Origin of the sequence: Streptomyces olindensis, assembly GCF_040645895.1 — a bacterium.
Lineage (GTDB): Bacteria > Actinomycetota > Actinomycetes > Streptomycetales > Streptomycetaceae > Streptomyces > Streptomyces olindensis.
Map to the genome: position 1 here is coordinate 95,249 of NZ_JBEYZD010000006.1, position 21,578 is coordinate 116,826.

Annotated in this window: 16 protein-coding genes; 4 read left to right on the top strand and 12 right to left on the bottom strand. The window is 71.8% G+C overall.

The annotated features are described in order from the left end of the window. Nucleotides 1-79: 79 nt before the first annotated feature. The 4 genes from ABZ948_RS05355 to proS form a co-directional block, all read right to left on the bottom strand. Nucleotides 80-319 (bottom strand): RNA-binding protein, encoded by a 240-nt coding sequence (locus ABZ948_RS05355; protein ID WP_003973401.1) that lies wholly within the window; start codon nucleotides 317-319, stop codon nucleotides 80-82. A gap of 2 nt (nucleotides 320-321) precedes the next feature. Continuing rightward, a complete protein-coding gene (gene rpsP, locus ABZ948_RS05360) occupies nucleotides 322-741 on the bottom strand; it encodes a 30S ribosomal protein S16 (protein ID WP_031120925.1) in 420 nt (139 codons plus the stop codon). Between the two features lie 285 nt (nucleotides 742-1,026). Then, nucleotides 1,027-1,635: a hypothetical protein gene (locus ABZ948_RS05365; protein WP_114255550.1), complete on the bottom strand. Its 609-nt coding sequence runs from the start codon at nucleotides 1,633-1,635 to the stop codon at nucleotides 1,027-1,029. A gap of 270 nt (nucleotides 1,636-1,905) precedes the next feature. Continuing rightward, nucleotides 1,906-3,321: a proline--tRNA ligase gene (gene proS, locus ABZ948_RS05370; protein WP_359757462.1), complete on the bottom strand. Its 1,416-nt coding sequence runs from the start codon at nucleotides 3,319-3,321 to the stop codon at nucleotides 1,906-1,908. 199 nt (nucleotides 3,322-3,520) lie between these two features. On the opposite strand from proS, the gene ABZ948_RS05375 reads away from it, so the two are divergent. Next, nucleotides 3,521-4,375, top strand: coding sequence for a methyltransferase domain-containing protein (locus tag ABZ948_RS05375; RefSeq protein WP_359757463.1), 855 nt, complete (start codon nucleotides 3,521-3,523; stop codon nucleotides 4,373-4,375). 99 nt (nucleotides 4,376-4,474) lie between these two features. Here the strand turns inward: ABZ948_RS05375 and ffh are convergent, their stop codons facing one another. The 5 genes from ffh to nsdA all read right to left on the bottom strand — a co-directional run bounded on the left by ffh (nucleotide 4,475) and on the right by nsdA (nucleotide 12,091). Then, nucleotides 4,475-6,025, bottom strand: a complete 1,551-nt coding sequence (gene ffh, locus ABZ948_RS05380; RefSeq protein ID WP_359757465.1) for a signal recognition particle protein — start codon at nucleotides 6,023-6,025, stop codon at nucleotides 4,475-4,477. A gap of 83 nt (nucleotides 6,026-6,108) precedes the next feature. Continuing rightward, nucleotides 6,109-8,556, bottom strand: a complete 2,448-nt coding sequence (locus tag ABZ948_RS05385) for a [protein-PII] uridylyltransferase (RefSeq protein WP_359757467.1) — start codon at nucleotides 8,554-8,556, stop codon at nucleotides 6,109-6,111. 28 nt (nucleotides 8,557-8,584) lie between these two features. Beyond that, nucleotides 8,585-8,923, bottom strand: coding sequence for a P-II family nitrogen regulator (locus ABZ948_RS05390; RefSeq protein ID WP_030231663.1), 339 nt, complete (start codon nucleotides 8,921-8,923; stop codon nucleotides 8,585-8,587). Continuing rightward, on the bottom strand, nucleotides 8,920-10,260 hold the full coding sequence (locus ABZ948_RS05395) for an ammonium transporter (protein ID WP_359757469.1): 1,341 nt from the start codon (nucleotides 10,258-10,260) through the stop codon (nucleotides 8,920-8,922). Before ABZ948_RS05395 ends, ABZ948_RS05390 begins: the two co-directional genes overlap by 4 nt. Nucleotides 10,261-10,594: 334 nt before the next feature. Next, on the bottom strand, nucleotides 10,595-12,091 hold the full coding sequence (nsdA, locus tag ABZ948_RS05400; RefSeq protein ID WP_359757471.1) for a transcriptional repressor NsdA: 1,497 nt from the start codon (nucleotides 12,089-12,091) through the stop codon (nucleotides 10,595-10,597). Between the two features lie 445 nt (nucleotides 12,092-12,536). Here nsdA and ABZ948_RS05405 point away from each other — a divergent pair, with 445 nt between their 5' ends. Next, entirely contained in the window at nucleotides 12,537-13,202 is a 666-nt protein-coding gene (locus ABZ948_RS05405; protein ID WP_359757472.1) for a bifunctional DNA primase/polymerase, read from the top strand. A gap of 112 nt (nucleotides 13,203-13,314) precedes the next feature. Here the strand turns inward: ABZ948_RS05405 and ftsY are convergent, their stop codons facing one another. Then, nucleotides 13,315-14,514: a signal recognition particle-docking protein FtsY gene (ftsY, locus tag ABZ948_RS05410; protein ID WP_359757473.1), complete on the bottom strand. Its 1,200-nt coding sequence runs from the start codon at nucleotides 14,512-14,514 to the stop codon at nucleotides 13,315-13,317. Nucleotides 14,515-14,665: 151 nt separating this feature from the next. Here ftsY and ABZ948_RS05415 point away from each other — a divergent pair, with 151 nt between their 5' ends. Together ABZ948_RS05415 and ABZ948_RS05420 are read left to right on the top strand one after the other, a co-directional pair. Beyond that, entirely contained in the window at nucleotides 14,666-15,637 is a 972-nt protein-coding gene (locus ABZ948_RS05415; protein WP_359757474.1) for an LLM class flavin-dependent oxidoreductase, read from the top strand. Nucleotides 15,638-15,691: 54 nt separating this feature from the next. After that, nucleotides 15,692-16,069, top strand: a complete 378-nt coding sequence (locus ABZ948_RS05420) for a hypothetical protein (protein ID WP_359757475.1) — start codon at nucleotides 15,692-15,694, stop codon at nucleotides 16,067-16,069. Nucleotides 16,070-16,181: 112 nt separating this feature from the next. Here ABZ948_RS05420 and ABZ948_RS05425 read toward each other — a convergent pair whose 3' ends face one another. Together ABZ948_RS05425 and smc are read right to left on the bottom strand one after the other, a co-directional pair. Continuing rightward, a complete protein-coding gene (locus ABZ948_RS05425) occupies nucleotides 16,182-17,600 on the bottom strand; it encodes a sugar porter family MFS transporter (protein WP_359757477.1) in 1,419 nt (472 codons plus the stop codon). A 223-nt stretch (nucleotides 17,601-17,823) separates the two neighbouring features. Continuing rightward, on the bottom strand, nucleotides 17,824-21,429 hold the full coding sequence (gene smc, locus ABZ948_RS05430) for a chromosome segregation protein SMC (protein WP_359757479.1): 3,606 nt from the start codon (nucleotides 21,427-21,429) through the stop codon (nucleotides 17,824-17,826). Nucleotides 21,430-21,578: the final 149 nt, after the last annotated feature.

The following is a 21,578-nucleotide window of genomic DNA, read 5'->3' on the forward strand; positions in this document are numbered from 1 at the left end:
TCCAATCTCCTGTCATACGACTGCGGGCCGGGGACGGCCCAGTGGCCCTCCCCGGCCCGAGCCGGTTGCGCGATAAGCGTCAGCGGACGTGGTCGACGTCGACGAGGTCGACGCGGACTCCGCGACCGCCGATGGCGCCCACGACGGTGCGCAGGGCGCGTGCGGTGCGGCCGTTGCGGCCGATCACCTTGCCGAGGTCGTCCGGGTGGACCCGGACCTCGAGCACTCGCCCGCGACGCAGGTTGCGCGAGGCGACCTGCACATCGTCAGGGTTGTCGACGATGCCCTTCACGAGGTGCTCGAGAGCCTCCTCGAGCATGCTCAGGCCTCGGTCGACGCGGACTCAGCGGCGGCCTCGTCCTTCTTCTCAGCCTTCTTCTTCTGGGTGATGGCCTCACCCTTGCCCTCGTCGTCACCGCCGAGAGCCTCGAACGACGGGCGCGCGGCCTTCTCGGGCTGCGTCAGGAGCGGGGCCGGAGCGGGCTCGCCCTTGAACTTCTGCCAGTCGCCGGTCTTCTTGAGGATGGCGAGCACGGGCTCGGTCGGCTGGGCGCCGACACCGAGCCAGTACGCCACACGCTCGGCGTCGACCTCGATCACCGACGGGTTGTACGTCGGGTGGTACTTGCCGATCTCCTCGATCGCACGGCCGTCACGACGGGTACGGGAGTCGGCGACGACGATGCGGTAGTGAGGCGAACGGATCTTGCCCAGACGCTTCAGCTTGATCTTGACTGCCACGGGAGTGGGTTCTCCTGGATTTGACGTGGTTGGGCACGGCGAGAAGGCCGCGTGGGGTTGCGGTACCCGAGTGCCCGATGGACGCGTCAGCCGGAGGAGAGAGGGGTCCTGTGCGGCTGTCGAGTACAGCTAGCCATTGTGCCACACCCCGAGGGTCGCTCCGGCCGGGGGTGCGCCGCGTGCGCGCAGGCCGGAGCGGCACCCGGCGTGGAGGTGAGATACGTCGGGTGCCGCACCGTCCGGCGTCCGTCTCGACCGGCAGCCACGAGATGCCGGTGGGGGACGTCAGCCGGCCACCGCTCCCGCGCCCACGACCTCCGGGATCCGGAACGGCTTGCCGCAGCCGCCGCAGACGATGGGGGCCTGGGCGAGGACCGACGGCACCACGCGGACGTTGCGGCCGCAGTCGCAGACCGCCTTGACGCGGACGCCGCCGCCGGAGGAGCCGTGCCGGGCGGCGGGGCCCCGGAAGGTGCGGGAGGTGTCGGAGGAGGTGGCCGCGGTGTGGGCCTTCAGGGCGCGCTGGAGGCGCTCCATCGTCGGGCGGTAGCGGCGCTTCGCCTCGGGGGTGAGCGTGACCAGGGAGAAGCCGCTGCTCGGGTGCGGTTCCTCGGGGTGGTCCAGGCCCAGCTCCTCGGCGATCGCGAGGAATCTGCGGTTGTGGTAGCGGCCGGCACGGGAGGTGTCGCGGACGCCGCGCGCGGCGGCGATGCCATGGACTGCCTCATGGAGCAGTCGCTCGAAGGAGAGCTCGTGACCGCACGCGGACGACGACTCCCCGATCAGGGACTCTGGCGCGGCAAGGTCGGGCAGCTCGGGGTGGTACCGCTGAATGTCGGCCCACGCCTGTGCCAGCTCTGCGGCGAGAACAGGTGGTGTCTGTGTCGTGCTCACGTAATGACAACGAGCCGGGGTGCCCCAGTGTTCCGATTCCGGGCCATCCCAAATAATTTGCACGTACCCGTCAGTTGCCTCTGATGCGTCCTGACGAGGGCGCCTGCGCTGATCTGGGGAGAAGCCTCACAGCTCACCACAAGGTGGTGCGTAGCCCCGCGTACGCCCCGGCGCGTAGACGATGTCCGCGCGCCGGGGAAGCAGGGGCCCGCCGGTGCGCAAGAGGCGTTTCGGCCGCCTTGCGCCCCACAGGTGGGCGCGTGCCGCGACTCAGTAAGCGCGTGCGACGACGGCGACGTTACCGGGTGCGTCGTCGGCGTCCGGCACCGACCCGTCCTCGGCGACCAGACACCGTACGGTCACCGCGTGGTCGGCCAGCCTGGCCTCTCCCTCCTCGCCGAGCACCGCCCAGGGGATGCGCGCCCAGCCGCCGGCCGTCGCGGCCTCGACGGCCTGGTCGATCGTCGAGACCTCCGCGGTCCTGGACCGGCGTCGCTCGCGCGCCTGCTCCAGCAGCAGCGCCTGGTCCTCTTCGAGGACCTTCGGGAGCAGCTCCACCAGGTCGTCCAGGGACACCGGCTCCTTGCCGCCGGGGATGCGGCGCGCGAGCATCGCCGTGCCGTTCTCCAGGTCGCGGGGCCCGATCTCGACGCGCACGGGGACGCCCTTCAGCTCCCAGTCGACGGCGCGGCGGCCGAACGGGGTGTCGGTGCGGTCGTCGACGTGGACGCGCACCCCGGCCGCCTTCAGCCGGTCGCCGAGCTCGCGGACCTTGGCCAGAACCGCCTCGTCGCCCTTGATCGCGAGCACCACGGCCTGGATCTGCGCCAGCCGGGGCGGGACGCGCAGGCCATGGTCGTCGCCGTGCATCATCACCAGGGCGCCGATCATGCGGGTGGTGGAGCCCCAGGAGGTCTGCCAGACCAGCTCCTGCCGGCCGTCCTTCGACAGGTACTGCGTGTTGAAGGCCTTGGCGAAGTTCTGGCCCAGTTCGTGGCTGGTGGCCATCTGGAGGGCCTTGCCGTCGCCCATCATGCCTTCGAGGGTGAGGGTGTTGACGGCGCCCGCGAACCGCTCCTTGACGGTCTTGCGGCCGGGGACGACATCCATGGCGAGGACGTTCACCATGAAGTCCTCGTAGACCCGCCGGTGAATGTGCGCGGCGAAATCGCGCGCCTCCTCGTACGTGGCGTGCGCGGTGTGGCCCTCCTGCCAGAGGAACTCGGTCGTGCGCAGGAAGAGACGGGGCCGCAGTTCCCAGCGGACGACGTTCGCCCACTGGTTGATGAGCAGGGGCAGGTCGCGGTAGCTCTGCACCCACTTGGAGAAGTAGTCGTTGATGATCATCTCGGAGGTGGGCCGGACCACGGCGGCCTCTTCGAGTTCCTTGCCGCCGCCGTGCGTGACCACGGCCAGCTCGGGCGCGAAGCCCTCGACGTGGTCCGCCTCCCTGGTCAGGTACGACTGGGGGATCAGCAGCGGGAAGTACGCGTTCTGGGTGCCCGTCTCCTTGATGCGGGCGTCCATCTCGGCCTGCATCCGCTCCCAGAGCCCGTACCCGTACGGTCGGATGACCATGGTGCCGCGCACCGGACCGTTGTCGGCGAGTTCCGCCTTGGTGATCAAGTCCTGGTACCAGCGCGGGAAATCGTCCGCCCGGGGAGTGAGAACAGGTGCTTTGGCCATGGCGCGATGGTACGGGCCCAGGTTGCCGGAATGTGAAATCTCGCCATAGGCACATGACAACTCACAAGCCGGGGCGCATTCCACTGGACGACAGGTCGAGGGGGGAGTTTCCTGGCATACGGGGGTAGTGCGAGCGCACTGTCACGGGGGCCATGGAATCGGGCAAGAGGCAACTCTCGGCGGATTGGGGCGCTTACTTATGACACCTACGCTCGTGCGGCAGCACCTGCCTCACGCGGGGGCCGCACCCCGCGTGGACCTGCGTGCACGCGCGCGTGACTGGTCCGAGATCCAGGAGCGGATGCTCGTACCGCTCTACGAGGCCGTCTACGAGCGACTGGACGTGGGTCCCGCCACGCGGCTGCTCGGCCTGGGCTGCGGTTCCGGGCTCGCCCTGCTGATGGCCGCCGCCCGGGGAGCGGCGGTCACCGGTGTCGACGCTTCCCCCGAAAGAATGGCCCTCGCACGGGAGCGGCTGCTGCCCGAGGCGGGGGGCACGCACGGGCGTGCGGGCACCCGGCTGGTCGAGGGATCGCCCCGGGACACCCGGGAGCCGGGCACTCCCGCCTACAGCCTCCTGACCGCCTTCGAGCCGATCGGGTGCCTCGCGGGCGACTCGGAGGGGCTCGGCGGACTGCTCGCGGAGGCGACGCCGCTCGCCGAGCGGGGCGCGGCCGTGGTGCTGGCGGGCTGGGGTCCGCCGGAGCGCTGCGCCACGACGTCCGTGCTGCGGGTGGCCACGAAGCTCGCGGAGCCGCTGCGCGCCTCGGGCAGCTGGCGTCCCGCCCTGCGCGACGACCTGGAGGAGGTCGCCCAGCGGGCCGGGCTCAAGCCGGACGGCTCGGGGCGGGTGGCATGCCCGTTCGGGTACGCCGACGTGGACAGCGCGGTGCGCGGGCTGAAGTCGACGGGGCTGTTCGACGCGGCGATGACGGCGACGGACCAGGTGCAGGTGGACAAGGAGCTGACCGAGGCGCTCCATCCGCACCAGCGGCGGGACGGGACGGTGTGGATGCCGAACGTCTTCCGGTATCTGATCGCCCGGACGCCGTGACGCCCGGAGCCTGACGGAACGGCCGCGAGGGCACCCCTTGGGACAAGGGGCGCCCTCGGTGTCGTGCGTCAGCGGGCCGGCGACGTGCGGCGGGGGCCGTCAGCCCATGAACTTCTTGAACTCGTCGGGGAGTTCGAAGTCCTTGCCGCCCTGCTGCGGCAGGCCGAAGGCGCCTCCGGACTCGGCGGCGGCCGCGCGGCGGGCGGCTGCCTCCTGTTCCTGCTGCTTGCGCTTCATCGGGTTGCCGGAGCGCTGCTTGCCCTTGGCCTGCTTCTGCTTCTTCTTCGCCCGGCCGGGGCCGCCGCCCATGCCCGGCATCCCGGGCATCCCGGGCATGCCGCCGCCCTGGGCCATGCGGGACATCATCTTGCGCGCCTCGAAGAACCGCTCGACCAGGTTCTTCACCGCGCTGACCTCGACACCCGAACCCCGCGCGATACGGGCGCGGCGGGAGCCGTTGATGATCGTCGGGTCCTGGCGCTCGCCCGGGGTCATCGACTTGATGATGGCCGCCGTGCGGTCGACGTCCCGCTCGTCGAGGTTGTTGATCTGGTCCTTGATCTGGCCCATGCCCGGGAGCATGCCGAGCAGCTTGGAGATGGAGCCCATCTTCCTGACCTGCTCCATCTGGGCCAGGAAGTCGTCGAGGGTGAAGTCCTGGCCCTTCTTGGAGGCCAGCTTCTCGGCCATCTTCTGGGCTTCGGCCTGGTCGAAGGTCTTCTCCGCCTGCTCGATCAGGGTGAGCAGGTCACCCATGTCGAGGATGCGGGAGGCCATCCGGTCCGGGTGGAAGGCGTCGAAGTCCTCGAGCTTCTCGCCGTTCGACGCGAACATGATCGGCTTGCCGGTGATCTGCCGGATCGACAGGGCCGCACCACCACGGGCGTCACCGTCGAGCTTGGAGAGCACCACGCCGTCGAAGCCGACGCCGTCGCGGAAGGCCTCGGCGGTGTTGACGGCGTCCTGGCCGATCATCGCGTCGACGACGAACAGGATCTCGTCCGGGGAGACCGCGTCGCGGATGTCCGCGGCCTGCTGCATCATCTCCTGGTCGATGCCGAGGCGGCCGGCGGTGTCGACGATGACGATGTCGTGGACCTTGGACTTCGCGTGCTCGATGGAGTCCTTGGCGACCTTGACGGGGTCACCGACGCCGTTGCCCGGCTCCGGCGCGTAGACGCCGACGCCGGCGCGCTCGGCGACGACGCTGAGCTGGTTGACGGCGTTCGGGCGCTGGAGGTCACAGGCGACCAGCAGCGGGGAGTGGCCCTGCTCCTTCAGCCAGCGGCCGAGCTTGCCCGCGAGGGTGGTCTTACCGGCACCCTGCAGACCGGCCAGCATGATCACGGTGGGCGGCTGCTTGGCGAAGCGCAGGCGCCGGGTCTCGCCACCGAGGATGGTGACCAGTTCCTCGTTGACGATCTTGAGGACCTGCTGGGCCGGGTTCAGCGCCCGGGAGACCTCGGCACCGAGGGCACGCTCCTTGACGTTCTTGATGAACGTCCGGACGACCGGAAGCGCCACGTCCGCCTCGAGGAGCGCGATGCGGATCTCGCGCGCCGTGGCGTCGATGTCCGCCTCGGAGAGCCGTCCCTTGCCGCGCAGGTTCTTGAAGGTCGCTGAGAGGCGATCGGAAAGAGTATCGAACACGGCGCTCGCGGTCCTCGGGGTCGGAGACAGACTGGGGAATCGCCCTCCAGGGTATCCCGGCGTGACAAGTCGCCGGGTCGGCCTCACCCACGCAGTGTCTCCTCCAGCTTCCGCGCCACCGCCGCGGCCTCGTCGCCGGGCAGCGGCGCGCCCTCCGGGCCGGTCACGTAGAAGGCGTCGACGGCGTTGGCGCCGAGGGTCGAGACGTGCGCGCTGCGCACCCGCACGCTCGCGTCCTCCAGGGCACGGCCGATGCGGAACAGCAGGCCGGGGGCGTCCTGGGAGCGGACCTCGATGACCGTGGCCAGCCGGGAGGCGGCCGGGTGGACCGACACCCTCGGCGGCGGCGCGACGACGCCCCGGCGGCGCGGATAGGCCGCGTCCCGCTCGGCGAGACGCCCGGCGATGTCCAGGGAGCCGTCCAGGGCCCGCACCAGGTCGGCGCGGAGGCGGGCGGCCTGCGGCAGGGAGCCGTACTCGGCGGCGACCCGCCAGTCCAGCAGCAGGACGGAGCCGTCGACGCCGTCCGGGAGGGTCAGGGAGCGCAGCTCGGCGGTCCGCACGGTGAGCCGGTGCATGGCGAGGACCCCGGCCACCGCGGGCAGCACGCCCGGCTGGTCGGGCACGGCGATGAGCAGCTCCACTCCGAGCGGCTCGGGGTCGCCGGACGGTTCCTGCCCGGCGGGCTGCTCGGTCTGGGCCCGCAGGGCGAGGACCGGGCTGCGGGTCGCGACGGCCTCGATGGCGAGCCGCTCCTGCTCGGCGGTCGGCGCGGCGTCCTCGGGGTCGTCCGGGGCGTCCCCGGCGAGCACCGCCGAGACCCGCTTGACCAGGTCCGCCACGAGGGAACCCCGCCAGGACGACCAGGCGGCCGGGCCGGTGGCCAGGGCGTCGGCCTCGGTGAGCGCGTGCAGCAGTTCCAGGGTGCCCTGCGAGCCGACGGCCTCGGCGACCGAACGCACGGTGGCCGGGTCCTCCAGGTCACGCCGGGTGGCCGTCTCGATCAGCAGCAGGTGGTGGCGTACGAGGGCGGCGATGACGCTCACGTCGTGGCGGTCGAAGCCGATGCGCGCGGCGACGTCCTTGGCGATGATCTCGCCGGCCACCGAGTGGTCGCCGGGCCAGCCCTTGCCGATGTCGTGCAGCAGCGCGGCGACCAGCAGCAGGTCGGGCCGGCTGACCCGGCGCGTGAACTCGGAGGCGCGCACGGCGGTCTCGATGAGGTGCCGGTCGACGGTCCACAGGTGCACGGCGTTGCGCTGGGGGCGGCAGCGGACCCGCTCCCAGTCGGGCAGCAGCCGGGTGATCAGCCCCTCGGCCTCCAGCGCCTCCCAGACCTCGATGGTCGGGCGGCCGGAGCCGAGAAGGGTGACGAGCTGTTCCCGGGCCTCGGCGGGCCAGGGCGTGGGGACTGGGCGCACGGTGGCCGCCAGGCGCCGCACGGCGTGCAGGGAGAGCGGGAGCCCGGCCTGCGCGGCGGCCGCGGCGGCGCGCAGGGGCAGGACGGGATCGCGCTCCGGGCGCGCGGCACGGGCGAGCACGACCTCGCCGTCCTGCTCGACCACGCCCTCCGCCAGGGGCGAGCGCTCCGGGGCCGGTTTCCCGCCGCCCAGCATGGCGCGCAGCCGGGGCCGCACGGCTCGGGACCGCAGCACGCGCCCGACTTCGCGCCAGGTGACGTCACTGGCGTACGAGACGACCCGGGCCGCCTCGTAGACCTGCCGCAGCAGTGTGTCCGCGTCGAGCAGGCCGAGTTCGGCGGCGACCTGGTCCTGCTCCTGGAGGGCGAGCCGGTCGGTGGCCCGCCCGGTGGCCAGGTGCAGCGCGTCCCGGACGTCGAGGAGGCGGCGCCGGGCGTCGGCGAGGCCCTCGCGCGGGGCGTCGGCGAGCCAGGAGGCGGCGACGGCGCGCAGGGCGGTGGCGTCGCGCAGCCCGCCGCGGGCCTCCTTCAGGTCGGGCTCCAGCAGGTACTGCAGCTCGCCCTGCCGCTCGGCGCGTTCGGCACACAGTTCCTGGAGTTCGGGCAGGCGCTTGGGCGCCTGGTTGCGCCAGTCGGCCAGGACGGCCGTGCGCAGTCCCGCCGTCAGACCGAGGTCGCCGGCGATGTGCCGGGCGTCCAGCAGGCCGAGCTGCACCTTGAGGTCCTCGCCGGCCGTCCTGCGGGCCTCGGCGGGCGTGCGGACGGAGTGGTCGAGGTCCAGGCCCAGGTCCCACACCGGGTACCAGAGCCGGTCGGCGAGGGCGGCGACCGCCTTGGTGTCGCTGCCGTCGTGCAGCAGGAGCAGGTCGAGGTCGCTGCGGGGGGACAGTTCACCGCGGCCGTAGCCGCCGACGGCGACCAGGGAGGCCCCGCGCAGGCCCTCGGCGCCCGCGGTGAACAGGCCGGAGAGCCAGTCGTCGGTCAGTTCGGCCAGGGCCGCACGGCGCGGCGGCCCGGACCGCGCCTCCTCGGTGAGGAGACGCAGCCGGGCCGCCGCGTAGCCGCTGGGTCCCGAGTCCTCTGCTTCCTTCTGCACGTCCGTACCCGTCACCCAGCGACTCCTGTTCTGTTTGCCTGCCTCAGAGCGCGTCGGGGCCGCGCTCGCCGGTCCGGACCCGTACGGCCGTCTCGACCGGGATGGACCAGACCTTGCCGTCACCGATCTTGCCGGTACGGGCCGCCTTGACCACGACGTCGATCAGCTGCTCGGCGTCGTCGTCCTCGACCAGGACCTCGATGCGGATCTTGGGGACCAGGTCGACGGTGTACTCGGCACCGCGGTAGACCTCGGTGTGGCCCCGCTGACGACCGTAGCCGCTGGCCTCGGTGACCGTCAGGCCGTGCACTCCGAAGGCCTGCAGGGCCTCCTTGATCTCGTCGAGCCGGTGCGGCTTGACGACGGCGGTGATGAGCTTCATGCGTCCACCTTCTTGCTCTCGGCGCCGACCGCTGCGGCCGCGACGGCGGTCTTGGCGGCACCGCCACCGGCGCCGCTGAAGTCGTATGCGGTCTCGGCGTGCTCGGCCTGGTCGATGCCGGCGACCTCGTCGTCCTCGGTGACCCGCATGCCGATGGTCTTGTCGAGGATGAAGGCGAGGATCGCGGAGACGATCAGGGAGTAGGCGAGCACCGCGAAGACACCGGCGCACTGCTTCCAGAACTGGGTGAGGCCGCCGCCGTAGAAGAGGCCCTCGACCTCGGACTGGCCCTTGCCGCTGGCGAAGAAGCCGATGAGCAGGGAGCCGACGACACCGCCGACCAGGTGGACGCCGACGACGTCGAGCGAGTCGTCGTAGCCGAACTTGTACTTCAGGCCGACGGCCATGGCGCACAGCACACCGGCGATGACGCCGACGGCGATCGCGCCGAGCGGGGTGACCGCGCCACCGGCCGGGGTGATGGCGACCAGACCGGCGACCGCGCCGGAGGCGGCGCCCAGCGTGGTGAACGCGCCGTGGCGGATCTTCTCGTAGGCGAGCCAGGCCAGCATGGCGGCGGCGGTGGCGACCTGCGTGTTGACGAACATCAGCGCGCCGACGCCGTCGTCGTTGCCGAGCCAGGAGCCGGCGTTGAAGCCGAACCAGCCGAACCACAGCAGACCGGCGCCGAGCATGACCAGCGGGAGGCTGTGCGGGCGCATCGGGTCCTTCTTGAAGCCGACGCGCTTGCCGATGACCAGGATCACGCCGAGCGCGGCGGCACCGGCGTTGATGTGGACCGCCGTACCACCGGCGAAGTCGATGACGCCCAGCTCGAAGGCCCAGCCGCCGGAGCCCCAGACCCAGTGCGCGACCGGGAAGTAGACGACCGTGGCCCACAGGGCGATGAACAGCGCCCAGGCGCTGAACTTCACGCGGTCCGCGAGGGCACCGCTGATCAGGGCGGGCGTGATGATCGCGAACATCAGCTGGAAGACCAGGAACACGAACACGGGGATGGTGTAGCCGTCCCACAGCTCGGTCAGGCCGATGTTGCCGAGGCCGACCCAGTCGGAGTTCCAGCCGATGAGGCTGCCGGAGTCGGTGCCGAACGCCATCGAGAAGCCGTACAGCACCCACAGGATGGTGACGATCCCGAGGCTGATGAAGCTCATCATCAGCATGTTCAGGGTGCTCTTGACGCGGACCATGCCTCCGTAGAAGAAGGCCAGGCCCGGGGTCATGAGCATCACCAGGGCGGAACAGATGAGCATGAACCCTGTGTTGGCGGCAGACAGCTTGGGTGCTTCTGCGGCAAGGGTGATGGCTGGTGCCATCGGCGTCTCCTCGTCGTTGGTACGGCCCCGTGCGGGCGAAGCCTCGAGCGGAATGAGGGGTGGGCCGGTTATGCGCCACGAGATTGGCGCAGCGCGGTTTCGGTGGAAGCCCCTCGTTGTTTCGCGGCCGTGACGAAGGCGCCTGCTGTGTTACGCATCGATGAACTGCCGGATTGCGGAAGCGCCGATCGTTATCGTGGCGCAACCTTCCGGTCCGGGCGGCCCTGGACGCATGGGCCGGCCGCGGTCGGCCTTCCGATGACCTGGCATGGGGGAGCCGAGTCGGGCAGTTCGGGAGGGCCGGCCGCGGCCGGGGTTCAGGGGCCGGGCGTGCTCAGACCGCCTCGGCGGTCTCGGGCAGCTCGGCGGCGAGCCGCTCGGTGAGGTCGACGACCTCACCGAGGTCGCCGAAGTCGCGCGCGGCGGTGTCGACCGTCTTTCGGATACGGGTGTTGACGCGCTCGGAGCGCACCTTCTTGGCCACCTGCATGGCCTCGGCGGCGAAGACCGTGCTCCGCTCGGGCTCGCGCTGCAGGAGGTGCACGGTGGCCATGCCGATCAGGTTCAGCGCATACGACCGCTGGTGCTCGCCGTCCTCGGCGAAGAGCTCCACGGCCCGCTGCATCAGGGGCTCGGCCAGCGAGGCGTAGGTGGGGCTGCGGCCGGCCACGTAGGCCAGGTCGCGGTACGAGTGCGAGTTCTCGCCGTACAGCTCGGCCTCGGAGAAGAAGCGGATCCAGTCGGGGTCCGGCTCGTCCCACTCGTCGGCCTCGGCGAAGGTGTCCTCGGCCATCCGCACGGCCCGCTTGCACTTGCCGGGCTGGCCCATGTTGGCGTAGGCGCGGGCCTCCATCGCATACAGCATCGACTGGGTGCGCGGGCTCGCGCAGTCCCGGCTGCCGTACTGCGCGAGGTGGATCAGCTCCAGCGCGTCGTCGGGCCGGCCGAGGTGGATCATCTGGCGGCTCATGCTGGACAGGACGTACGAGCCCAGCGGCCGGTCACCGGCCTCCTTGGCCGCGTGCAGCGCGAGGACGAAGTACTTCTGCGCGGTCGGCTGCAGCCCGATGTCGTACGACATCCAGCCGGCCAGCTCGGCGAGCTCGGCGGCGACCTTGAACAGGCGCCGGGTGGTGGCCTCGGGCTGGGGCTCCTGGAGCAGGTCGGTCACCTCGTGCAGCTGGCCGACGACCGCCTTGCGACGCAGGCCGCCGCCGCACTGGGCGTCCCACTGCCGGAACATCACCGTCGTGGACTCCAGCAGGTCCAGCTCCGGCTTGGAGAGCCGGCCGCGGGCCCGCCCGGCACCGGCCGCGAGGTCGGGCTCGGACCGCGGCGCCGGGGGCGAGGGGACGAGCCAGCGCTGCATCGGCTCGATGAGGGCCGGGCCCGCAGACAGGACCAGCGAGCTCCCGAGGAAGCCGCGCCGCGCCAGCATCAGGTCGCTGCGCGAGAACTCGCTGAGCAGGGCCACGGTCTGCGGGCCCGTCCAGGGCAGGTCGACGCCGGTCGCGGAGGGTGACTGACGCGCCGTGCGCAGCCCCAGGTCCTCGACGGAGACGACGACGCCGAAGCGCTCCGAGAACAGCTCGGAGAGGATCCTGGGGATCGGCTCGCGGGGGTTCTCGCCGTCGAGCCAGCGGCGCACGCGTGAGGTGTCGGTGGAGATGTGGTTGGCGCCCAACTGCCGTGCCCTGCGGTTGACCTGGCGGGCGAGCTCGCCCTTGGACCAGCCGCTGCGCACGAACCAGGAGGTGAGCAGCTCGTTCGGGCGCTTGTCAGCGTGCGTCGCGTGTGCAGCGTTCGTCCCGCTTCCGCCGTTGCCGCTCACTGGAACGCCCCCATCCCTGAGACCACTTGTCGCCGAGTGCGCCAAGCCCTATCAGCATGCCGGTTCGTACGGCCGTCCGTCCGGTCCTTGTCACCCTTCGAACGGAAAGCCGACTTGCCTCCGGCATACCCACGAGTGCATGTGCCCCCAGGACTCGTGCACACAAAGTAATCCTACGATCACCCGTCCAGCCACGGCTCACACGGAAACGCCACCATTCGCCACCCCATCGAATGAACTCACGTACGCCTGCGCGCGATTCACTTGACACAGGACACCCAGGAGCGGGTGCAGCGATGCACTCGGGGGCGCGCGTCGCAGGGCACACCACCCCGGACACTTCGGGGCGCCGAGTGAACCGACCGCCAACGGGAAGGCGGAAACGGAGAGTCACGCGCTGCGTCCGCTGCGTAACCAAGGGTGCGTCGGACCCGTTGGAGGGGGTATGGGCTTCACGATCGGCATCAGCCGGGGCATGCGCGACATCCGGACCGGCTCGCGCCGCCGCAGCCGCACGTCGGACGGCACCGCCGTGGCGGAGTACACCGGGCTGTGGGGCTGGGACGTGGTGCCGGGCGCCCGGGCGTCGGCGGGCGCCTGCTCCTGCGGCCGCCGTGACTGCCCGGCGCCGGGCGCGCATCCGCTCGGCTTCGCGCCGGTGATCCCGGCCGGGGCGACGCTGGACGAGGTGACCGAGGCCTGGAGCGAGTTCCCCGGCGCCTCGGTGATGCTCCCGGTCGGCCGGGCCTTCGACGTCATCGAGGTGGCCGAACCCGCCGGCTGCCGCGCCCTCGCCCGGCTGGAGCGCATGGGCCTGCCCGTCGGCCCGGTCGCGGCGACCCCGGACGGCCGCGCCCACTTCTTCGTCGCCCCCGGAGCGGCCGCCGACCTGCCCGGGCTGCTCTACCGCATGGGCTGGGACGACCCGGACGCCCTCGACCTGCGCGGCCTCGGCCCCGGCGCGCACATCACGGCACCGCCCTCGGACCGCGGGGGCCTCGGCCCGGTCCGCTGGCTGCGCTCCCCCGCCCTGGACTCCGCGTCCCGCCCGCCGGAGGCCCGCCTGGTGCTGGGCACGCTGGCGTACGTGGCACACCGGTCACGGGCGTAGGCGCGGCAAGGACACAAGAGCGAAGCGCCCGTCCCCGACTGCACCTCGGGGGCGGGCGCTTCTCGCGCGCGGATGCGGTTCTTCGGAGGTCCTGCCTCGGCGGGTGCCGGGCTCACTCCCCGATAAGGGCGTCAACGAACGCCTCCGGCTCGAACGGCGCGAGGTCGTCCGCGCCCTCGCCGAGCCCGACCAGCTTGACCGGCACGCCCAGCTCACGCTGGACCGCGACCACGATGCCGCCCTTGGCGGTGCCGTCGAGCTTGGTGAGGACGATGCCGGTGATGTCGACGACCTCGGCGAAGACCCGGGCCTGGACCAGGCCGTTCTGGCCGGTGGTGGCGTCGAGCACGAGCAGCACCTCGTCGACCGGGGCCTGCTTCTCCACGACCCGCTTGACCTTGCCGAGCTCGTCCATGAGGCCGGTCTTGGTGTGCAGGCGGCCGGCGGTGTCGATGAGCACGACGTTCGCACCCATCTCCTTGCCCTCCTTGACCGCGTCGAAGGCGACGGAGGCGGGGTCGCCGCCCTCCGGCCCGCGCACGGTGTAGGCGCCGACGCGCTCGCCCCAGGTCTGGAGCTGGTCGGCGGCGGCGGCCCGGAAGGTGTCGGCGGCGCCGAGGACGACGCTCTGGCCGTCGGCGACCAGGACGCGGGCGAGCTTGCCGGTGGTGGTGGTCTTGCCGGTGCCGTTGACGCCGACGACCATCACGATGCCGGGCTTGCGGTCCTCCGGCTCGGTCTTGACCGCACGGTCCATGTCGCGGCCGACCAGCGTGACGAGCTCCTCGCGCAGCAGGGTGCGCAGTTCCTCGGGGGTGCGGGTGCCGAGCACCTTCACGCGCTCGCGCAGCCGCTCGACCAGCTCCTGGGTGGGCTGCACACCGACGTCGGCCGTGAGCAGCGTGTCCTCGATCTCCTCCCAGGTGTCCTCGTCGAGGTGCTCGCGGGACAGCAGGGTCAGCAGGCCCTTGCCGAGGGCGTTCTGCGAGCGGGAGAGCCGGGCCCGCAGCCGGACCAGGCGGCCGGCGGTGGGCTCCGGGATCTCGATCTCGGGAGCTTCGGCGGGGGGCTCCTCGACGACGACCGGAGCCGAGCCGTCCGGAAGATCCACCTCCTCTATCGTGCGCCGCGGTTCCTCCCGCGGCGTCTCGGCCTCGTCGCCGACGTGCGGCTCGGCCGGTGGGGCGGTGATGTCGGGCGCTGCGGGCGGGGGCGGGGGCAGCTGCTTCTTGCGCCGGCTGCCGACGACGAGCCCGCCGAGCGCGCCGAGCACGACCACGGCGATGACTACAGCAAGGATGACGATGTCCATAACGCGTCCAGTATCAGTCATGGGGCCCCGGGTCACCCTGCTCGCACCGCCCCGAAGGGCCGAGGGCCGCCGGATCTCCACACCCCTGGATGTCTGACGCCCCGTCAGCTAACGTCCCCCGGACACCCGCCCGGTGAAGGGAGACGCCGCCATGCCCGTCACGGTCGCACGCTTCAACCTCGTCGCCCCCGGGGCCTCCCCCGCCGAGCTCGGCGCCCGGTACCGGGCGGCCCTGGAGATGGCCGCGTACGCCGACGACCGGGGCATCACCACCGTGCAGACGGAGGAGCACCACGGGGCCGACAACAACTGGCTGCCGTCGCCGTTCGCCTTCGCGGGAGCCGTCTTCGGCGCGACCCGGCGCGTCGCGGTCACCGTCTCGGCGATCATCGGCCCCCTGCACGACCCGCTGCGCCTGGCCGAGGAGATCGCGGTACTGGACCTGCTGAGCGGCGGCCGGCTGGTGACGGTCGCCGGCATCGGGTACCGGCCCGAGGAGTACGAGCAGTTCGGCGTGGACTTCGCCCGGCGCGGGAAGCTCCAGGACGAGCTGCTGGAGACGCTGCTGCGGGCCTGGACGGGCGAGCCGTTCTCCTTCCGGGGCCGCACGGTCCGGATCACCCCGCGTCCGTTCACCGACCCGCACCCGCTGCTCCTGGTCGGCGGCTCCTCCAGGGCCGCCGCCCGCCGGGCCGCCCGGCTCGGCCTGCCCTTCTTTCCCAGCGCGCATCTGCCGGATCTGGAGGCGTACTACAAGGAGCGGCTCGTCGAGTACGGCACCGAGGGCTGGGTCATGATGCCCGCCGCCGAGACGCCGCTGCTGCACGTGGCCGAGGATCCAGACCGGGCCTGGGCGGAGTACGGCCGGCATTTCCTGCACGAGGCCCGGACGTACGCCGCCTGGCAGTCGGGCGGGGTGCGCTCGGCGGTGAAGTCGGCCGCGACGACCGTCGAGGAGCTGCGCGGGGAGGGCGTGTACCGGATCGTCACGCCGGAGCAGTGCGCGGGGCTGGGCCTCGACTCCTACGTGCTGCATCCGCTGGCGGGCGGGATGCCGGTGGAGGAGGGGTGGCGCGGACTGCAACTGTTCTGCGAGCGGGTGCTGCCGGGCCTGGAGGGCTGAGGCCCGGCGCATAACCGGTGGCCCGCCGCGCCCGGCCGGTGCTCCACTGTGGCCATGAGCTTGTCGGTCGACGTGTTCCTGCGCGAGCCGGACGGACGGCTGCGGATCGTCGACGCCCCCGAGGGGCGCGACGACTCGGCCGGTTTCGAGTCCTGGCGGACCGTGGTGTGGGGGTCGGAGGCGGTCCGTGCGGCGGGTGCCCGCTTCCTCCCGGTGCCGGCCGGCGACGATCTGGAGGTCGAGGTCGACGACGTCGCGGCGTTCCTGCGCGAGGTGACCCTGCTGCGCGACCGGCTCGACGCGATCGCCGAGGCCACCCGGGGCCCGCGGGAGTTCGAGGAACACCGGCGCGGGCTGGTGAGACGGCTGCGGAACCTGGAGGTGGCCGCCCTGCGCGCCCGGATGATCGAGGGCGGCGTCATCGTGTGGTGAGACGACGGACCGCCGCCCCGGCTCGGGCAGTGGCCGAACCGGGGCGGCGGCGGGTTACGGGGAGAGGGGCAGCGGGGACTTTGGCCCTCCTCCCCGAGCGCACGGGACGGGCTCAGCCCATCTCCTCCAGGGCCTTGCCCTTGGTCTCCTTGACGAACTTCAGGACGAACGGGATCGAGAGCGCGGCGAACGCCGTGTAGATCACGTACGTCACGGAGAGGTTCCAGTCGGCGAGCGACGGGAAGCTCGCGGTGATGGCCCAGTTGGCGATCCACTGCGCGGCGGCGGCCACACCCAGGGCGGCGGCGCGGATGCGGTTGGGGAACATCTCGCCGAGCATGACCCAGACGACCACACCCCAGGACAGGGCGAAGAAGAGGACGAAGACATGCGCGGCGATCAGGGCGATCCAGCCCTGCGTGGCCGGCAGCTTGCCGTCGACCAGGTGGTGGGAGAACGCCCAGGCCTCCAGTGCCAGGCCGACGACCATGCCGACCGAGCCGATGATCGCGAGCGGCCGGCGGCCGATGCGGTCGACGAAGATCATCGCGATGACGGTGCCGACGATGTTGATGATCGACGTGGTGAAGGAGTAGAAGAACGAGTCCGTCGGGTCGACGCCGACCGACTGCCACAGCGTCGAGGAGTAGTAGAACGCGACGTTGATGCCGACGAACTGCTGGAAGACCGACAGACCGATGCCGATCCAGACGATCGGCTTGAAGAAGAAGCTGCCGCCGAGCAGGTCCTTGAAGCTCGAGCGGTGCTCGCTCTTCATGGCGCCCTCGATCTCGGCGACACGGGCGTCCAGGTCGACGTCCTTGCCCTCGACCTCGGTGAGGATCTCGCGGGCGCGCTCGTGCTTGCCGACGGAGATGAGGAAGCGCGGGGACTCGGGGATGGCGAAGGAGAGCAGCCCGTAGAGGATGGCCGGGACGACCATGACGCCGAGCATGACCTGCCAGGCCTCCAGGCCCATCAGCTTGCCGCGCTGGTCGCCGTCGGCGGCGTTCAGCAGACCCCAGTTGACCAGCTGCGACACGGCGATGCCGATGACGATCGCGGCCTGCTGGAAGGAGCCGAGCCGGCCGCGGTAGGCGGGCGGGGCGACCTCGGCGATGTAGGCCGGGCCGATCACGGAGGCCATGCCGATGGCGAAGCCGCCGACGACGCGCCAGAAGGCGAGGTCGTACAGCGCGAAGGGCAGTGCGGAGCCGACGGCGCTGACGGTGAAGAGGATCGCGGCGATCTGCATGCACCGGATGCGCCCGATGCGGTCGGCTATGCGGCCGGCGGTCGCGGCGCCGATGGCGCAGCCGATGAGGGCGATGGCGATGACCTGGGCGAGGGCCGCGGAGCCGACGTCGTAGCGGTCGCGGATGGCCTCGACGGCGCCGTTGATCACGGAACTGTCGTAACCGAAGAGGAAACCGCCCATCGCGGCCGCCGCCGCGATGAAGATGACGTGCCCGAGATGCTCGGGGTGAGCCGTCCTGGCTCCTGACTGGGGTGCCTGCGCTGTGCTGGTCACGTGTACTCCTCGGGCCACCGGCAACGCTGCCGGAGGGGGTCAGCCCTTCGAGGTGCCACCTGAAGGTACCTGAAGGTAAAAGGAACGTTGCCGAGACTATGCCTTCAAGTTTCGAAGTCAATAGGTCGGCTCCTGTGAATCTGAGGCAGGAGTGTGTCAGTGATGTGTTCAAGAATTGAAGTCATCGAGCGTCGCAGGTGAGACCGGTGTAGACCACACCCATCTAGCGGAGGCGCTGCGAGATGACCTTCGACACACCGTCGCCCTGCATGGAGACGCCGTACAGCGCGTCGGCGACCTCCATGGTGCGCTTCTGGTGGGTGATCACGATCAGCTGCGAGGCCTCCTGCAGCTCCTGCATGATCCGGATGAGCCGCTGGAGGTTGGTGTCGTCCAAGGCGGCCTCGACCTCGTCCATGACGTAGAACGGGCTGGGCCGCGCCTTGAAGATCGACACGAGCATCGCCACGGCGGTCAGCGACCGCTCTCCGCCGGAGAGCAGCGAGAGCCGCTTGACCTTCTTGCCCGGCGGACGGGCCTCGACGTCCACGCCCGTGGTGAGCATGTTGTCGGGGTCGGTCAGCACCAGCCGTCCCTCACCACCGGGGAAGAGCCGGCTGAAGACGCCCTCGAACTCCCGTGCGGTGTCGCGGTAGGCCTCGGTGAAGACCTGCTCGACGCGCTCGTCGACCTCCTTGACGACCTGGAGCAGGTCGGCGCGGGTCTTCTTGAGGTCCTCCAGCTGCTCGCTGAGGAACTGGTGGCGCTCCTCCAGCGCCGCGAACTCCTCCAGCGCGAGCGGGTTCACCTTGCCCAGCTGCTGGTAGGCGCGCTCGGCGGCCTTCAGGCGCTTCTCCTGCTCGGCCCGGACGAACGGCCTCGGGCGGTTGCGCGGGTGCTCGGGGTCCTCCGGCAGCTCCTCCCCCTCGGCGGGGGGCGAGGGCGGCACGAGCTGGTGCGGTCCGTACTCCGCGACGAGCCCGGCCGGTTCCACACCCAGCTCCTCCAGCGCCTTGGTCTCCAGCTGCTCGATCCGCAGCCGCTTCTCGGCGCCGAGTACCTCGCCGCGGTGGACCGAATCCGTCAGCTTGTCGAGTTCGGCCTTGAGGTCGCGCCCCTCGGTGCGGGCGCGGGCGAGTTCCTGCTCGCGCCGGGCCTTGGCCGCCTCGGCGGCGGTGCGCTCCTCGTCGGCCCGGGCGACGGACACCTCGACGTGCGCGAGCAGCTGCCGGGCACCGGAGGCGACGGCTTCCGCCACGGCCGCCTCGTGCCGCAGCCGGGCCCGCCGCTGCTCGGCACGCGCGCGTGCCTCGCGTTCCGCGCGGGCGGCCCGGTCCAGGGAGTCGGCCCGTCCGGCCAGACCCTTGACCCGCTCCTCGTGCGTACGGACCTGGAGCCGGGCCTCCATCTCGGTCTGGCGGGCGTTGGCACCGTCGGCGGCGAGCCGGTCCCGCACGGCGGTGTCGGGCTCCTCCTCGATCGGCATCTCCTCGGCGACGGCGAGCCGCTCGGCGAGTTCCTCGACCTCCCGGAGCGCCTTGTCGAGAGCCTCCTGGGCGCGGGCCGCGGCGGCGGTGGACCGCTCGGCCTCTCCCGCCGCACCGCGCGCCTGCCCGGCGAGCCGGCCGAGCTGCTGGGCGACGGCCGACTTCTCCCGGTCGGCGGCCCGGCGCCGCTCCCCCAGCTCCTCGACCAGCGCGGCGCACTCCTTGCGCCGCTCGACGGCCTCGTGCTGGGCCTCGGACAGCTCCTCGCAGCGGACGGCCAGCTCCTCCAGCTCGGCGGCGGCCTCGTCCACGGAGGCCTGTACTTCGAGGAGGCTGGGGGCGCCCGCGGAGCCACCGTGGGCGAAGTGGGCGCCGAGGAGGTCGCCCTCGGCCGTGACGGCCGTGAGGCCGGGGTGGGCGTAGACGAGGCCTTCGGCGTCCTCCAGGGTGTTCACGACGACGATGCCGTGCAGGAGGCGGCGTACGGCGGGCATGAGGTCGGCGGGGCCGCGGACCAGGTCTGCGGCGTAGGTGTGGCGGGCGTCTGCGGCGTCGTTGTGGCTGGTCGCGCCCACGCGGCGGCAGCCGCACGTCTGATGCGGCCCCGCGCCCCTGAAGGCGTCATCTCCTGCCAGGAGCAGGGTGGCCCTGCCACCGTCCTGTTTGCGGAGGAGTCGAATCGCGTCGGCCGCGGATGCCGGGGACGTGACCGCGATGGCGTCCGCCGCCACCCCGAACGCGGCGGCCAGGGCGACCTCGTGGCCCGGGGTCACCGTCAGGAGTTCCGCCGCCGGGCCGAGCAGGCCGGAGAGGCGGTCCTTCGCCGCGAGCAGTATCCCGGTGCCGTCCTTGCGGCGCAGCCCGAGCGCCAGGGCCTCGTGCCGGGCCTGGGTGGCGGCGCGCCTGCGTTCCGCCGCGGTGGCGGCCTCCCGGGCGGCCGTGAGGGCCGCCTCGGCATCGGTGAGCCGCTGTTTCGCGGCCTCGTGCTGCTCGGCGAGTTCGGCGTCGCCGGCGTCGAGGCCGTCGACCTCCGCCTTGAGTGCCTCGTACTCCTCCTGGGCGGTGACGGCACGTTCCTGCGCCTCGTCACGGGCGGCGGCCAGGCGCTCGATCTCGGCCTGGGCGGAGGCGGCGCGGGAGCGGGCCGCGTTGACCTGGCCGCTGAGCCGGGCCAGGCCCTCGCGCCGGTCGGCGATGGCACGGGCGGCGTCCTTCAGGCGCCGTTCCTCCTGGGCCAGTTCGCGCTCCAGCTCGGCGCGGTGGGCGACCGTGTCCTCCAGGGCGCGTTCGGCGGCTTCCAGGGCCGCCTCCAGCTCGGCCTCCTGTTCCCGGACGCGGGCGGCCTCGCGCTCCAGGTCCTCGGGATCACGGCCGCGCCGCTCCTCGGGGGGCGCGGAGGTGGCGCTCTTCACCCGGGCGTCGGCCAGCGAGATCGTGCCGCGCACCCGCTCGGCGAGCTGGGAGAGCTCGTACCAGGTCTGCTGGGCCCGCTGCAGGCGCGGCGTGAGCTGCCGCACCTCGTCCTCCAGGAGGGCCTCGCGCTGGAGCGCCCTGCGCAGTTCCTGCTCGGCGGCCTCCTTGCGCTCCTTCAGCGCGGCCTCGTCGGCGACCTCCGCCTTGAGGGCCTCCCGGAGCCGGACGAGGTCGTCGGCCAGCAGGCGCAGACGGGCGTCCCGCAGGTCGGCCTGGATGACGGCGGCCCTGCGCGCGACGGCGGCCTGGCGGCCGAGGGGCTTGAGCTGGCGCCGCAGCTCGTCGGTGAGGTCCTGCACGCGCGCGAGGTTGGCCTGCATCGCGTCCAGCTTGCGCAGCGCCTTCTCCTTGCGCTTGCGGTGCTTGAGGACGCCGGCGGCCTCCTCGATGAAGGCACGGCGGCCCATGGGATCGGCGTGCAGCACGGAGTCGAGCTGGCCCTGCCCGACGATGACGTGCATCTCGCGGCCGATGCCGGAGTCGGAGAGGAGCTCCTGGATGTCGAGGAGGCGGCAGGTGTCGCCGTTGATCTGGTACTCGCTGCCGCCGTTGCGGAACATGATCCGCGTGATGGTGACCTCGGCGTACTCGATGGGCAGGGCCCCGTCGGAGTTGTCGATGGTCAGGGACACCTCGGCGCGGCCCAGGGGCGGGCGGCCCGTGGTGCCGGCGAAGATGACGTCCTCCATCTTGCCGCCGCGCAGCGACTTGGCGCCCTGCTCGCCCATGACCCAGCTGAGCGCGTCGACGACGTTGGACTTGCCCGAGCCGTTCGGTCCGACGACGCACGTGATCCCCGGCTCGAACCGGAGCGTGGTGGCCGAGGCGAACGACTTGAACCCGCGGAGGGTCAGGGCCTTGAGGTGCACGCCGCCGGACTCTACCGCCCGGGTTCGTCTCACTCCATGAACCCACGGTTTCGCCGCTGAACGCGCAGGGCACACCAGACGTTAAAGACGGTGAAAGGATGCGCGGGGGAAAGAAAGAAGGGACGCCGAGGGGCGTCCCTTGCACTTCT